This window comes from Pseudoduganella albidiflava, assembly GCF_004322755.1.
GTDB lineage: Bacteria > Pseudomonadota > Gammaproteobacteria > Burkholderiales > Burkholderiaceae_D > Rugamonas > Rugamonas albidiflava.
The window spans coordinates 4,664,546-4,679,327 of the sequence record NZ_CP036401.1 but is presented as its reverse complement, the minus strand read 5'-3'; the positions used below and the strand labels follow the sequence as shown (position 1 = coordinate 4,679,327).

The 14,782-nt window shown below is 67.0% G+C and carries 13 protein-coding genes; 11 read left to right on the top strand and 2 right to left on the bottom strand.

The features are described 5' to 3' along the window. Positions 1-155: 155 nt before the first annotated feature. From EYF70_RS19290 to EYF70_RS19280, 3 genes are all read left to right on the top strand, one after another. Positions 156-1,526 carry a S41 family peptidase gene (locus tag EYF70_RS19290; protein ID WP_131146864.1) on the top strand — a complete coding sequence of 457 codons (1,371 nt, stop codon included), beginning with the start codon at positions 156-158 and terminating at the stop codon, positions 1,524-1,526. A gap of 100 nt (positions 1,527-1,626) precedes the next feature. Then, positions 1,627-2,091 (top strand): hypothetical protein, encoded by a 465-nt coding sequence (locus EYF70_RS19285; protein ID WP_131146863.1) that lies wholly within the window; start codon positions 1,627-1,629, stop codon positions 2,089-2,091. A 150-nt stretch (positions 2,092-2,241) separates the two neighbouring features. Then, a complete protein-coding gene (locus EYF70_RS19280) occupies positions 2,242-2,601 on the top strand; it encodes a VOC family protein (RefSeq protein WP_131146862.1) in 360 nt (119 codons plus the stop codon). A 368-nt stretch (positions 2,602-2,969) separates the two neighbouring features. On the opposite strand, the gene ppc is transcribed toward EYF70_RS19280, so the two are convergent. After that, complete coding sequence (ppc, locus tag EYF70_RS19275; RefSeq protein WP_371861639.1) at positions 2,970-5,876, bottom strand: phosphoenolpyruvate carboxylase; 2,907 nt, start codon at positions 5,874-5,876, stop codon at positions 2,970-2,972. Between the two features lie 332 nt (positions 5,877-6,208). Here ppc and hemC point away from each other — a divergent pair, with 332 nt between their 5' ends. The 5 genes from hemC to ppa all read left to right on the top strand — a co-directional run bounded on the left by hemC (position 6,209) and on the right by ppa (position 11,071). Further along, entirely contained in the window at positions 6,209-7,114 is a 906-nt protein-coding gene (gene hemC / locus EYF70_RS19270) for a hydroxymethylbilane synthase (protein WP_371861741.1), read from the top strand. Between the two features lie 3 nt (positions 7,115-7,117). Further along, complete coding sequence (locus tag EYF70_RS19265) at positions 7,118-7,900, top strand: uroporphyrinogen-III synthase (protein WP_131146859.1); 783 nt, start codon at positions 7,118-7,120, stop codon at positions 7,898-7,900. Further along, positions 7,897-9,063 carry a uroporphyrinogen-III C-methyltransferase gene (locus EYF70_RS19260; RefSeq protein ID WP_131146858.1) on the top strand — a complete coding sequence of 389 codons (1,167 nt, stop codon included), beginning with the start codon at positions 7,897-7,899 and terminating at the stop codon, positions 9,061-9,063. Before EYF70_RS19265 ends, EYF70_RS19260 begins: the two co-directional genes overlap by 4 nt. A gap of 31 nt (positions 9,064-9,094) precedes the next feature. Next, the gene (locus tag EYF70_RS19255; protein WP_229420932.1) at positions 9,095-10,261 is read left to right on the top strand and encodes a heme biosynthesis protein HemY; all 1,167 of its coding nucleotides are present in this window, start codon (positions 9,095-9,097) and stop codon (positions 10,259-10,261) included. Positions 10,262-10,531: 270 nt separating this feature from the next. Beyond that, positions 10,532-11,071, top strand: a complete 540-nt coding sequence (gene ppa, locus EYF70_RS19250) for an inorganic diphosphatase (RefSeq protein WP_131146856.1) — start codon at positions 10,532-10,534, stop codon at positions 11,069-11,071. 99 nt (positions 11,072-11,170) lie between these two features. On the opposite strand, the gene EYF70_RS19245 is transcribed toward ppa, so the two are convergent. Continuing rightward, positions 11,171-11,647: a MerR family transcriptional regulator gene (locus EYF70_RS19245; protein ID WP_229420455.1), complete on the bottom strand. Its 477-nt coding sequence runs from the start codon at positions 11,645-11,647 to the stop codon at positions 11,171-11,173. 93 nt (positions 11,648-11,740) lie between these two features. Between EYF70_RS19245 and EYF70_RS19240 the strand changes: the two genes are divergently transcribed. The 3 genes from EYF70_RS19240 to EYF70_RS19230 all read left to right on the top strand — a co-directional run bounded on the left by EYF70_RS19240 (position 11,741) and on the right by EYF70_RS19230 (position 14,761). Further along, positions 11,741-12,973, top strand: a complete 1,233-nt coding sequence (locus EYF70_RS19240) for an NADH:flavin oxidoreductase/NADH oxidase family protein (protein WP_218943700.1) — start codon at positions 11,741-11,743, stop codon at positions 12,971-12,973. Positions 12,974-13,097: 124 nt separating this feature from the next. Then, positions 13,098-13,325 (top strand): hypothetical protein, encoded by a 228-nt coding sequence (locus EYF70_RS19235; protein WP_131146855.1) that lies wholly within the window; start codon positions 13,098-13,100, stop codon positions 13,323-13,325. Positions 13,326-13,399: 74 nt separating this feature from the next. Beyond that, positions 13,400-14,761 carry a sulfatase family protein gene (locus tag EYF70_RS19230; protein ID WP_131149198.1) on the top strand — a complete coding sequence of 454 codons (1,362 nt, stop codon included), beginning with the start codon at positions 13,400-13,402 and terminating at the stop codon, positions 14,759-14,761. Positions 14,762-14,782: the final 21 nt, after the last annotated feature.

The following is a 14,782-nucleotide window of genomic DNA, read 5'->3' as shown; positions in this document are numbered from 1 at the left end:
CCGCGGCTGGCCGGATCGGTGGCGATTGCGACAAAACGCCGTTTTTCGGTGCCGAATTGCATGAAACGCGACAAATACCTTTACGTGAACTTACCTGCCTTGACGGCATTTCGCGGCGGCCCGCCGCACAATCGGCACTCCATGAAGGAGTAACGATGAAGCGATTGATCCTGGCGGCCGTCCTCGGCTACTGCGTGGCAACCCTGCCATGCCGCGCGGACGAACCCGTGCAGATACCAAAGGAAGAATTCGAGCAGATGCTCGACACTTACCGGCTCGTGCTGGAGGATTACGTCGATCCGGCCGACCGCAAGAAACTGTTCACGGAAGCGATCCGCGGCATGCTGTCGGCGCTGGACCCGCACTCGCGCTACCTGGACAAGGACGACCTGGAAGACCTGGAGCGCATCCATTCGGGCCAGTACGTGGGCATCGGCATCGGCGTGGAGATGCTCAACGGGCAGATCCTGGTCCGCGACGTTGCCGAAGACAGTCCGGCGGACCGGGCCGGCGTGCGGGCCGGCGATTCGGTCGTCGCGATCGATGGCGCGCCGCTGTTCGGCCTGCGCGACAGCCAGGTCGCCAGCCGCGTGCACGGCGAGCCGGGAACCACCGTGGAACTGACGCTGGCCCGGCGTGGCGACACACCGCTGCGCACCGTCACCGTGGCACGCGCCACACTGCGGGAACACACCGTCAGCGTGCAGCGCCTGGACGGCGATATCGCGCGCATCCGCATCAGCGAATTCGGCGGCGGTACCGTGGCCGAGCTGATCGCGGCGCTGCGGCAGCTGGACGGCCCGCAGCCCGTGAAAGGCATCGTGCTGGACTTGCGTAACAATCCGGGCGGCCTGCTGCCGGCGGCCGTCGGCGTGGCCGGCGCCTTCCTGCCGCAGGGCGCCGTGGTGTTCACGTCCACCGGGCGGCTCCCGGAAAGCAACAGCACGATCGCCGTATCGCCCCGCTTCTTCGGCAAGCCGGGCGCTGCGGATGCGTATGACCAGCTGCCGGCCTTCGCGCAGGCCATTCCGCTGGCGGTGCTCGTCAACGGTTCGTCCGCATCGGCGGCGGAACTGGTGGCGGGCGCGCTCCAGGACCATGGCCGCGGCAAGGTGATCGGCGCGCGCACCTACGGCAAGGGCTCGATCCAGACGGTGCTCCCGCTGACCGATGAATCGGCCATCAAGCTGACCATTGCGCGCTATTACACGCCCAACGGCCGCGAGGTGCAGGCGCAGGGCATCGTGCCGGACGTGCAGGTCGCGCCGGCAGCCGCGAAGGATGGCGACGACACGCTGCTGTTCCGCGAGGCCGACATGGCCAATCACCTGCCCGCCAGTTCGGCCTCGCCGGACGCCGCGCCAGCGGGCCGGCCGGTCGTGGAGGACAGCAAGTCCTTCGGGTCGGCCAGCGACCGCGCGCTGCAGGCCGCCATGGTGCAGCTGCATCCCGCGCCGCCGTCCGGCCAGGCGCTGGGATCGGCATGGCGTGGCATCTCCGCCATGTTCCGGCGCTCGCGCAGCTGACCGAGCGCCTGCCGCGGCGCCACGGTGGCGACACGGTCGCGCCGGTATCGCTACAGTTGAGCGGAACAGTCGCTATCCACTCAACAAGGAGCCCGTACCAATGAACATCCGCAGCCTGCTTCCCTCCATCCTGATCGGCGCCGTCGCCAGCGCCCGGTCGATGACGCCCATGGCCACCATCGCCACGGCACGCCTGGTCGGCCGCCACACGCCAGGCCACCTGGTGCTGCTGGATAATCCGTTATTCAAATATGGTGCGCTGGCGATGGGGGCCGGGGAGCTGGTCGGCGACAAGATGAAGTCCGCGCCCGACCGCACCGTGCCCCTTGGGCTGCTGGCAAGGGTCATGAGCGCGGGGATCGCCGGCGCGGCCCTGGCGCCGAAGGGGCAGGAAGCGCAGGGCGCCGTGGCCGCGGTGGCAACCGCCGTGCCGCTCGCCTACCTGACGCTGGCCGCCCGCAAGCAGGCGATCGCGGAAATCGGCCAGACCCGCAGCGGCTTGATCGAGGATGCGCTGATCGTCGCGGCCGGCGCCGCGATCGTGGCGCTGTCGGCACGCCAGTAAGCCGGCACGCCGCGTGCGCCGCCGCGCGTCCCGGCCGAAGCGGCAGGCAAAGCGAATCAGGGTTTGGCAGGCGCATGCCGCTCGCCTAGAATGAGAGCGTTCTTGGTATCGCGGGCAATCGTCCAACCGATTCAGGCCAGGAGGCGCACCATGAAAGCGCAAAAGATCTACACCGCATTGCTCACCGCGGACCTCGCCGCGGCCGAACGCTGGTACACCAAACTGCTGGGCCGCAAAGCCGATCACCGGCCCATGGTCACGCTGGTCCAGTGGGAACTGTTCGACGATGCGGGGCTGATGCTGTCGAGCAGCGGCGAAATCGCCGGCAAGGGTTTGCTGTTCCTGTATGTCGACGATCTCGCCGCCGAGCGCCAGCGGCTGCAAGGCCTGGGGCTGGCCCTCGGGGAAGACATTCCCGGCGACTATTCGACGCTGGCGCAGTTGCGCGATCCCGACGGTAACGTCGTCACACTGGCAACGCCGCCCGTCCGGCCGTTCCCGGCGGCGTGAGCGCGGCCGCGCGAGGCGGTGACATGCCGGGGCGTAGCCGCAAAAAGGGCGGTTAACTCCCTCGGAGCCCATCCAGGTACAAATTCCGGGTCAGACAATCGTGCCATGAAGTTAAGCGTTACCGGACATATTGAAAGCGCATGCATTCACCCCAACAGCGAAGGGCTGGGGTCAGACCCGGCGGGTCTGACCCCGGAATTTGCCCCTGGGGTGGGCTTGATTCAACGGCATCAGAGTCGGACAGGGCTGACGCAAGCCTTCGCTGCTGGGGTGAATGCATGCGCTGAATGCATGCGCTTCCACGTTCAGGTGCCCAAAACGAGAAAAAAAAGCGGGCCAGCGGCCCGCTCCCGGTGAGGCTGGACAACTCACCCCGTATTGCGCAAGCCCGCGGCCACGCCATTGATCGACAGGTGGATCCCCCGGTGCACGCGGGGATCGGTCTTGTCGGCCAGCGCGCGGCGCCGCTTGATCAGCTCCACCTGCAGGTGGTTCAGCGGATCGAGGTAGGGGAAGCGGTTCTGGATCGAGCGCGCCAGCAGCGGGTTGCCGGCCAGGCGTTCGGTCACGCCGGTCACGGTATCGAGCACGTCGAGCGTCTGGCGGTATTCGTCGCCGATGCGCTTGAAGATCCGCTCGCGCAGTTCCTTGTCCGGCACCAGTTCCGCATAGCGCGAAGCGATCGCCAGGTCGGTCTTGGCGAACACCATGTCCATGTTGGACAGCAGCGTGGCGAAGAACGGCCAGTGCGCCGCCATGTCGCGCAACTGGCCGATGCGCTCGTCGCGGTTGCCGTCGGCGATCCAGCCGGCCACGGCGCTGCCGAAGCCGTACCAGCCCGGCAGCAGCAGCCGGCACTGGCCCCACGAGAAGCCCCACGGAATCGCGCGCAGGTCTTCGATGCGCTTGGTCGACTTGCGCGAGGCGGGGCGCGAACCGATGTTCAGCTCCGCGATCTCGGCAATCGGCGTGGCGGCAAAGAAGTAGTCCGTGAAGCCCGGCGTTTCGTACACGAGGTTGCGATACGCCTTGTACGCGCGGTCCGACAGTTCCGCCATCACGGCCTCGAAGCCGGCCAGCTGCTCGCTGTGTTCGGGGTGCGCCGCCGGCATCAGGCTGGCCTCCAGCGTGGCCGCCACCAGGCGCTCCAGGTTGCGGCGGCCGATCTCCGCGTTCGAGAATTTCGACGCGATGATCTCGCCCTGTTCGGTCAGACGGATCTGGCCGTTGACGGTGCCTTTCGGCTGCGCCAGGATGGCTTCGTAGCTGGGGCCGCCGCCGCGGCCGACCGTGCCGCCGCGGCCGTGGAACAGGCGCAGCTTCACGCCGGCCTTGCCGAACACCTCGATCAGCGCGATCTCGGCCTTGTACAGTTCCCAGTTCGACGTGAGGAAGCCGCCATCCTTGTTCGAATCCGAATACCCCAGCATCACTTCCTGGATCTGGCCCCGTTTCGCGATCAGGTCCTTTACCAGCGGTAGCGCCATGACCGCCTCCATGATGCCGGCGGCGCGCTGCAGGTCGGGAATCGTCTCGAACAGGGGAATCACCATCAGGTCCGCCGTCGTGTCGCCCGCGGCGTTCGTGCGCAGCAATCCCGTTTCCTGTTGCAGCACCAGCACCTCCAGCAGGTCGGACACGGTTTCCGTGTGCGAGATGATGTAGTTGCTGATGGCCCGCTCGCCATAGCGGCGGCGGATTTCGCACGCGGCGCGGAAGATCGACAGCTCGGTCCGCGTCTCTTCCGAATAGTCGAGGTACGGCGAGTACAGCAGGCGCGGCTGGGCCAGCTCTTCCAGCAGCAGCTTGACCTTGGCGTCTTCGTCGAGCTCCGCATAGTTCGGCAGGGCGCCGGCGCGCGCGAACAGTTCGGTCAGCACGCGCTCGTGCACGTCGGAGCTCTGGCGCATGTCGAGCGATGCCAGGTGGAAGCCGAAGATGTCGGCGGCGCGTTTCAGCGTCGTCAGGCGCGGGCGCGCCAGCATGCCGCCGTGGTTGGCTTCCAGCGAATCGATCAGCACCTGAAGGTCGGCGGAAAACCCGGCCGCGTCATCGTAAGGCTCGGCATGGCCCACTTCCTTGCGCAGGATGTTGGTCGCGCCCAGCTTGCGGGCGGTGCTGGCCAGGCGGGCATAGATGCCGATCAGGGCGCGGCGGTAAGGCTCGTCCGCACGGTGGTCGGACTGGTCGGGCGACGCATCGGCCAGCGCCTGCAGTGCGGGGCTGCACGGCACCATCAGCGTGGAGATCGACAGGTCCGCGCCCAGCGCATGCGCCTCGTCGAGGTAGAAGTCGAGGATCGTCGTGGCCTGGCGGGCCAGCGCATGCTGCATCGTGTCGGCGTTCACGTTCGGGTTGCCGTCGCGGTCGCCGCCGATCCAGCTGCCCATCTGCAGGTAGGGCGCGTCGATGCGCGTAACTTCCCCCGGCGCTTCGCCGCTGCCGTACTGCTCGGCGATATCGGCTTCGATGTCGTCATACAGGCCCGGCACCTCGGTCAGGAAGGTGATGCGGTAGTACGACAGCGCGTTCTCGATCTCGTCCGCCACCGTCAGTTTCGTGTAGCGCAGCATGCGCGTCTGCCACAGGGTGGCGATGCGCACGCGCAGCATGTGCAGGTTGGCGGCGCGTTCGCGCGGCGTCAGCGGCAGGTCGCGTTCGGCCAGCAGGCGCGCGATGTCGTGCTCCGCATCGAGGATCGACTTGCGCTGCACCTCGGTCGGGTGGGCGGTCAGCACCGGCGCGATCAGCGCACCCTGGAAGAAGTCCTGCACGGTGGCCTGGTCGACGCCGGCCTCCTTCAGTTTGGCCAGCGCATAACGTGTGCTGCCGCGCCGCGGCTGCGAGTGCGCCAGCAGGTGGGCGCGGCGGCGGCGGATGTGGTGCTGGTCTTCGGCGATATTGGCCAGGTGCGAGAAATACGAGAAGGCGCGCACCACCGAGATGGTCTGCTCCTTGGTCAGGATCTTCAGCATGCCGTCCAGCTCTTTCGCGGCGCCGGCATCGGCCTCCCGGCGGAAGCGCACGGCGGTCTGGCGGATGGTTTCCACCACGGCGAAGACTTCCTCGCCTTCCTGTTCGCGCAGCACGTCGCCGAGCAGGCGGCCGAGCAGGCGGATATCCTCTTTCAGTGGGGCGTCCTTGTCGACGGCGCCCGCGTCGTTGCCTTGTCCATTGTTCGACTCGGCTGCTTGGGTCACACTTGCTTGGGTCACACTTGCTTGATTAACCATGGAATGATCGCTACGAAGTGGCAAAGTTGAGGTTCGGTGCATTGGGCTCGTGGCCGCGGCTGCAAGGAAAGCGCGTGCTAGAATTTGTGGTCCATTTTGTGGTCCATTTTGTGGACCCTTCACACGCGCGGCTTACTGATGCACGCCGGTCGGCAGGCAGCAGTGAAAATTATGGCGAAATGATTTACAACGAAATGCGGTTACGACGAAATGCGGTTGCAGCGAAACGCAGTCAAGCTGATTGCAGTTAAGCTAAGTACATCGAAAAGTACAGGAAAGAAGCGGCTTTGAATACCTCTGAAACAGTCCAGTCTGAAGTGAGTTTGCAGGTTCCATCCAGGCTGGTGATCGCTTCGCGCGAGAGCCGGCTGGCCATGTGGCAGGCCGAACACGTGCGCGCACGCTTGTCTTTATTATATCCCCAGTGTTCCGTCGAGATCCTCGGCATGACCACGCGCGGCGACCAGATCCTCGACCGCACGCTGTCGAAAGTGGGCGGCAAGGGCCTGTTCGTCAAGGAGCTGGAAGTGGCGATGGCCGAAGGCCGCGCCGACCTGGCCGTGCACTCGCTGAAGGATGTGCCGATGGAGCTGCCGGAAGGCTTTGCGCTGGCGGCCGTGCTCGAACGTGAAGACCCGCGCGATGCCTTCGTCTCGAACGATTATGCGTCGCTGGCCGACCTGCCGGCCGGCGCCGTCGTCGGCACCAGCAGCCTGCGCCGCCAGGCCCTGATCGCGGCGCGCTATCCGCACCTGGTGATCAAGCCGCTGCGCGGCAACCTCGATACGCGCCTGGGCAAGCTGGACCGTGGCGATTACGCGGCCATCATCCTGGCCGCCGCCGGCCTGAAGCGTCTGGGCCTGCCGCAGCGCATCCGCGCCGTGCTGGATCCGGAAGACAGCCTGCCGGCGGCCGGGCAGGGCGCGATGGCGATCGAGATCGCCGACCGCACCGACGGCGTCGACATGGTGGCGCTGCTGGCCCCGCTGAACCACGTGCCGACCGCGCAAGCCGTGACGGCCGAGCGCCGCGTATCGAAGGTGTTCGGCGGCAGCTGCCAGGTGCCGCTGGCCGCCCACGCCACCCTGGCCGGCAACCAGATGCACCTGCGCGCGATGGTCGCTACGCCGGACGGCACGCGCATCGCCAGCGCCGAGGTGCATGGCCCGGCCACCGACGCGGCCCAGCTGGGCGACCAGGTCGCCGAGAAGCTGCGCGAACAGGATGCCGTGGCGATCCTGGCCTCCTGCCTCGCCGAGGCGGACGGCGGCGGCACCTGACGGATGCCCGGCGCCGTCGTCATCACCCGTCCGCTCGCACAGGCCCTGCCGCTCGCCGGGCGCGTGGCGGCGCTGGGGCGGCGTGCCGAAATACTGCCGCTGCTCGACATCGCACCGTTGCCGGACACGGGCCCGCTGCGCGCCGTGCTGGCGAGGTTGCACGAATTCGCGCTGGTGGCATTCGTGTCGCCGAATGCGATCGACGCGGCGTTCGCCCACATACCGGCATGGCCGGCCGGCGTCACGCTGGCCGTGGTGGGCGAAGGGAGCCGCGCCGCGCTGGCGGCCCATGGCGTCACGGAGGCCAACGCCACCATCGTCAGCCCGCTCGACCCGGTCCACAGCGATTCCGAACACCTGCTGCAGGCGCTCGACCTTCCCGCGCTGCGCGGCAGGCAGGTGCTGATCGTGCGCGGCGAAGCGGGCCGCGAACTGATGGGCGACGGTTTCCGTGCCGCCGGTGCGCACGTGACGGCGATCCCCGCCTACCGCCGCAGCGTGCCGCAACTGACGCCGGAGTTCGCCGCGCGCCTGCGGGCACTGCTGGCCGAAGAGAACGACTGGATCGTTACCAGCTCGGAAGCACTGCGCGGCCTGTTCGTACTGCTGGAAGAACTGGCCTGTTCGGCCGGTGGCGATGATATTGTGGCAAAGATGCAACAACAGCACCTCATTGTCCCGCATGCCCGGATTGCCGAAACGGCGCGCCTGCTGGGTTTGTCCCGCCTGACGCTCACAGGATCCGGCGACGAGCGCCTGCTCGCCGCGTTACAATCACGGCCATGAACGAATTGCCTACCTTACCCGACCCGGCCGCACCGCAAGGCGGGGCCGCTTCGCAAGCTGGTTCCCTGGGCGGCGCGGCCGTTCCCACGGCCCCCGCCAGCCCGCCGCCCTCCGCTCCCGCCTCCGGCATGTCGAACCGCAACCTGACGATCGCCGTCGCCGTGCTGGCCGTGCTGCTGGCCGCGCAGGCGGTGAACACGCACACGCAGCTGCGCAAAGTGCGTTCCGAACTGGCGCTGCGGCTGCAGAAGGGCGATGCGCTCAACGCGGAGTCGAACCAGCTGGTGAAGACGGTGCAGGAAGCCACGCGCGACTTGCAGGTGAAGGTGGGCGTGCTGGAAAACCGCCAGCAGGAAGCGCAGGCCCAGCAACTGGCCCTGGAACAGCTGTACAACGACATGTCGCGCAACCGCGACGAGTGGGCGCTGGCCGAGATCGAGCAGGTGCTGTCCACGGCCAGCCAGCAGCTGCAACTGGCCGGCAACGTGCCGGGCGCGCTGATCGCGCTGCAGAACGCCGACCGCAGCCTGTCGCGCTCCGACACGCCGCAGTTCATCACGATCCGCCGCGCCATCGCGCGCGATACCGAAAAGCTGAAGGCGCTGCCGAGCGTGGATTCGGTGGGCCTGGCGGTGCGGCTCGATAACGTGATCGCCCAGGTCGACACGCTGCCGATGCTGGCCGATGCGACCACCGCGCCGGTAGCGACGGCGAAGCGGGGCAGGTCCGGCAAGGTGGAAAGCCCGGCGCCGCAGATGGAACCGGTGGTGCCGCAGGATACCTGGGTGACGCGCCTGCAGGCCGCCTGGAACGGCTGGAGCAGCGAGATGTGGACCGACGTGCGTCAGCTGGTCCGCGTGCGCACCGTGGATAATCCCGAATCGATGATGCTGGCGCCCGAGCACGCGTACTTCCTGCGCGAGAACCTCAAGCTGCGCCTGCTGAATGCCCGCATGGCGCTGTTGTCGCGCAACGAAGCGGCCTTCCGCACCGACCTGCTGGCGGCACAGGAAACCCTGGCCCGCCACTTCGACACACGGGCGCGCCAGACGCAAACGGTGCAGACCCTGCTGCGCCAGGTCCAGGGCAGCAACCTGTCGATCGAGATGCCCACGCTGTCGGACAGCCTGAACGCCGTGCGCAACTACAAGGCGAAGCCCTGACATGCGTGTATTCCTCTGGCTACTTGCGCTGATGGCGGCCGCCATCGGCATCGCCGTGACGGCCCGCTACAACCCCGGCAACGTGGTGCTGTTCTATCCGCCGTACCGGATGGACCTGTCGCTGAACTTCTTCGTTGTGCTGCAGGTACTGCTGTTCGTGCTGCTGTATGCGGTGGTGCGCGCCGTGCGCGCCACGGCGAAGATGCCCGCGCGCGTGGCCGAATACCGCCAGCGCAAGCGCGAGCGCGATGGCAACAAGGGCTTGCGCGATGCGCTGAAGGCGCTGTTCGAAGGCCGCTTCGGCCATGCCGAAAAGGCCGCGCTGCGTGCCGCCGACCTGCCGGAAAACGCCGGCGTGGCCGCGCTGATCGGCGCCCGCGCCGCGCATCGCATGCGCCAGAACGCCCGCCGCGACCAGTGGCTGGCCCGCGTGGCCGACGATCCCGCCATGAAGACGGCGCGCCTGATGACGATGACCGAACTGCTGGTCGACGACCACCAGCCGGAAGCGGCGCTGGCCGCCGTGCGCGAGCTGAACGCCAGCGGCACGCGCCACATCCACGCGCTGCAATGGTCGCTGAAGGCCGAGCAGCAGGCCAAGAACTGGCCCGAAGTGCTGCGCCTGGTCCGTTCGCTGGACAAGCACCGCGCGCTGCACCCGGCGCTGTCGGCCCGGCTGCGCGAGCTGGCCTATGAAGACCTGCTGTCGGACAAGGCGCACGATGCCGAGTCGATCATGCGCGTCTGGTCCACCATTCCCACGGTGGACCGCGTGAAACCGTTCGTGGCGTGCCGTGCATCCACCGCGCTGAACGCCCGCGGCCTGCACGATGAAGCGCGGCAGGTGGCCGAGGAAGCGCTGAAGGCCAACTGGGACGAGCGCGTGGTGCGCGCCTACCGCGACGCCGCCGCCCCCGCCGGCTCGGCCGCGCTGCTGGCCCAGATCGAGCACTGCGAAGCGTGGCTGCAGGAACGCCCCAACGACGCCGAACTGGCGCTCACGCTGGGCTCCCTGTGCCTGAAGCAGAAACTGTGGGGCAAGGCGCAGCGCTACCTGGAACAGGCCCTTTCCGACGCCACCGACCCCGCCATGGTGCGCGAAGCCCACCTGAAGCTCGCCCAGCTGCACGAAGCGCTGCAGCAGCCCGAGGAAGCCGCCAGCCACTACCGGCAGTGCGCGCTCGCCACCATCCTGTAACCGGGTCGTCGAACGCGCTTTCACCCCAAACGCAAGCCCTGGGGTCAGACCCAGCGGGGTGAGGCAGGGGTTTCGCGAAGCATGCTTCGCGCCTGCGGAACGGTGCTGGCATGTAGGCCAGCACTCCTCCTGACCCCGGCATCTGCCTGTGGGGTAAACGTTACCGCTTTCATGCACTCAATTGACACTTTTGCTGCGCCGCATCAGCTTGCATTTGGCTATAATTGCGCGGTTTAGCCAATTGACAAAGCTGTATTACCGAGGAAAAACATGAGTCTGAATAAAGTATCCGCCGGCCGCGACGTGCCGAACGACTTCAACGTGATCATCGAAATCCCGATGAACGCCGATCCGATCAAGTATGAGGTGGACAAGGAATCGGGCGCGATCTTCGTCGACCGCTTCATGGGCACCGCGATGCACTACCCGTGCAACTACGGCTATGTGCCGAACACGCTGTCCGCCGACGGCGACCCGGTCGACGTGCTGGTCATTACGCCATTCCCGCTGATCCCTGGCGTGGTGGTGCGCTGCCGCGCGATCGGCGTGCTGAAGATGACCGACGAAGCCGGCCAGGATGCTAAAGTGCTGGCCGTGCCGGTCGACAAGGTGCTGCCGATCTACAAGCACTGGCAAAAGCCGGAAGACCTGCAAGACCTGCGCCTGCAGCAGATCCAGCACTTCTTCGAGCACTACAAGGACCTGGAGCCGGGCAAGTGGGTCAAGGTCGACGGCTGGGCCGGTCCGGAAGAAGCCAAGCAGGAAATCCTGTCGGGCGTGGCCGCCTACCAGAACGGCGAATCGAAGTAATCGTTTCGCGCACCAATATGAAAGGCAGCTTCGGCTGCCTTTTTTGCTTTTGTAACGCCTGCAGCGACTTCGGTGAGCCGCTTCCCAGCCGTGCCGCGGTCACTCTGCCGGGGCAGCCTCCGGGGCGGCCACAGGCGCCACTTCGGTGTCGCAGCCCGGTCCCCGCCTGGCGAGTTCCATCTTGTTCAGGCATTGGCCCTGTGCCCACGCCTCCTGCAGGCGTTCCCTGGCGTCGAGCAGGGCCTGGCGCTGGGTGGCCAGCGTGGCCATCAGGCCGTCGATCTCGCCGAGCCGCGCGTCGAGACCCTGCAGCAGGCCATCCTGCAACGCCGCGCCCTGCAGGCCAAGCACGGTGCGGATGGCATCCAGCGAAAAGCCCAGCTTCTGCCCCACGTCGATCAGGTTCAACTGCTCCAGCGTCGATTCCTGGTACGTTCGGTAACCATTCGCGCCGCGGCTGGCCTTGGGCAGCAGGCCTTCCTGCTCGTAATAGCGGATCGTCGATGCCGCCATGCCGCTGCGGGCAGCCAGTTCCCCGATCTTCATGTTCGGTCCCGTGCTCGCGCTGGTGCCCATGTTCATGCTCCTGTTTGTATCCATTTACCGCTTGACCTTCAAGTTGACTTGAAGCTTAGGATACCTCATCTCTTCACCCATTCCGAGGTTTCCATGATGTTTACCCCGCTCGTGTTGCCGAACGGCTCCACTGTCCCAAATCGCCTGGCCAAGGCCGCCATCGAAGAAAACATGGCCGAGGCGGGCCAGCTGCCGGGCGCCGCGATCCATCGCCTCTACGAGCGCTGGGCCGAAGGGGGCGCCGGCCTGATCATCACCGGCAACGTGATGGTCGACGGCCGCGCGCTGACCGGTCCCGCCACGCTGGTGCTGGAAGCGCAGACGCCACTCGAACCGTTCCGGCGCTGGGCGCAGGCGATACGGGGGCATGGCGCGCAGGCGTGGATGCAGGTCAACCACCCGGGACGCCAGGTCATGGCGAACATGGGCGGCAGGGCGCTGGCGCCATCCGCCATCGCGCTGGACATGGGCAAGCACAGCAAGCTGTTCGCGCAACCCGTGGCCATGACGGCCGCCGATATCGGCGACGTGGTGGCCCGCTTCGCCGCCACGGCCCATGCCGCCGAAGCCGCCGGCTTCACGGGCGTGCAGATCCACGCCGCGCACGGCTACCTGATCTCGCAGTTCCTGTCGCCGCTGGCCAACCGGCGCACCGATGCGTGGGGCGGCAGCCTTGCCGGGCGCGCCAGACTGTTGCTGGACGTGGTGCGCGCCGTCCGTGCTCGTGTGTCACCCGGCTTCTGCGTGTCGGTCAAGCTCAATTCGGCCGACTTCCAGCGCGGCGGCTTTTCCGAAGCCGACGCCAGGGAAGTAGTGCTCATGCTGAACGACCTGGCGGTGGACCTGGTGGAACTGTCCGGCGGCAGCTACGAGAGCCCGGCGATGCAGGGCGTGACCGCCGATGGCCGCACGCTGGCGCGGGAAGCGTATTTCCTCGATTTCGCCCGCGAGCTGGCGGCGGTGGCACGCATGCCGGTGATGACCACCGGCGGAATCGCCCGCCGCGCCGTCGCCGAACAGGTGCTGGCCAGCGGTGTCGCCATGGCCGGTATCGCCACGGCGCTTGCCGCCATGCCGGACTTGCCACGGCAATGGCAAGCCGGCCACGATGCGGTGGCACACATGCCGGCCGTCAGGTGGAAAGACAAGACCCTGGCCGGCCTGGCGCGGCTGGCGCTGGTGCGCCGCCGTATCCGCCTGCTTGGCGCAGGTCGCAATGGCACGCTCCGCTACCAGCCCATGTGGACACTGCTCGTGGATCAACTGCGTTCGGCCTGGATGGCGAAGCGCTACCGCGCATGGCTGGCCGGCCAGCCCGTCCACTGAACACCGCATATCGGTATGCGGTGGGGGCGAATAACCTTATGCAAAGTTATTCGTGGTCGATAACATAACCCCTCCTTATGATGAGCTTACTTATCTATAGCCATCTCATCTAAAGGAGGTTTTCATGGCAGCAGCAGCCCGGCTGGCAATCCACCCGCTGACACGTTCGCTCATTCGTTCAACCAGCCGCGCCGCCGTGGCGCTGGCCGTGTGCGCCGCCAGTGCTGGCAGCGCCCTGGCCAACCCGGTCGTCGCCGCCGTCGCCGCCGCGCCTTCGGGCATCGCGCTGACTGTCGCCGCAAGCGAAACCCCCGCCGGTGCCGGCGCCGTTCGCGAGGAGGAGGCCAAGTGAGCAGCGACCGCCCATTCAACCCGAAACGCCGCGCCGTCGTCGGCGGACTGTCCGCCCTGGCGGCCTTGCCGGCCATCGCTCTCGGCCAGGCAGCGCGCGGCGGCCCGGGTGGCAAGCCGAATGCCAAGCCGAATATCATCTTCATCCTGGCCGACGACCTGGGCTGGGCCGACCTGTCCGTGTACGGCAACACCGAGTTCAGGACGCCGAACCTGGACAAGCTGGCCGCGCAGGGCCTGCGCCTGACGCAGCATTACTCGAACTCCGCGGTGTGCTCGGCCACGCGCTTCGGCCTGATCACGGGCCGCTACCAGTACCGGCTGCGCGGCGGCCTGGAAGAACCGCTTGCCGGCGCCTCGGACACGATCGGCCTGCCGCCGAACCACCCAACCTTGCCATCGCTGCTGAAGGCCGCCGGCTACCGCACCGCGCTGTTCGGCAAGTGGCACCTGGGTTCGCTGCCGAACTTCGGCCCCTTGAAGAGCGGCTACGAGACCTTCTACGGCAACTACGGCGGCGCGATCGACTACTTCACGCACAAGCCAGGCGTGGGCCCGAACGTGAAGGAAGACCTGTACGAAGGCGAGACGCCCGTTTCCGAAGTGGGCTACTACACCGACCTGCTGGGCGACCGCGCCTCCGCGTACATCAAGAAGCATTCGTCCGACAAGCCGTTCTTCCTGTCGCTGCACTACACCGCGCCGCACTGGCCGTGGGAAGGCCCGAAGGACGAGGAAGTATCGCAGCAGATCACGAACATCTTCCACTACGACGGCGGCGACCTGGCCACCTACGCGAAGATGGTGGTGGCACTGGATGCCTCGATCGGCCGCGTGCTGAAGACGCTGGAGCGCAAGGGCCTGGCCGACAACACGATCGTGATCTTCACCAGCGATAACGGCGGCGAGCGCTTCTCGAAAACCTGGCCGTTCTCCGGCCAGAAGACCGAACTGCTGGAAGGCGGCATCCGCGTGCCCGGCATCGTGCGCTGGCCCGACAAGATCCGGGCAGGGCAGGTCAGCGACCAAGTGGCGATCAGCATGGACTGGCTTCCGACCCTGCTGGCAGCCGCCGGCACCGAACCGGCCGCGTCACATCCGCCCGACGGCACGAACCTGCTGCCGGTGCTACTGGGCGAGGAAAAGCCGGCCGAGCGCACGCTGTTCTGGCGCTATAAGGCCAACGCCCAGCGCGCCGTGCGGGCGGGGGACTGGAAGTACCTGAAGTTGAACGGCAATGAATTCCTGTTCGACCTGTCGAACGACCCGCGCGAACGCGCCAACCTGGCCGGCAAGCACCCGGACAAACTGGCCGACCTGAAGGAGCAGTGGGAGCAATGGGATGCCGAGATGCTGCCGATCACGCCGGAGGTGAGCACGCATGGGGTGACCGGGAAGGTGCAGGCGGATAAGTATGCGCCGGAGGGGACGGATTGAGTCGGTCCCGCGGCTGTCTTC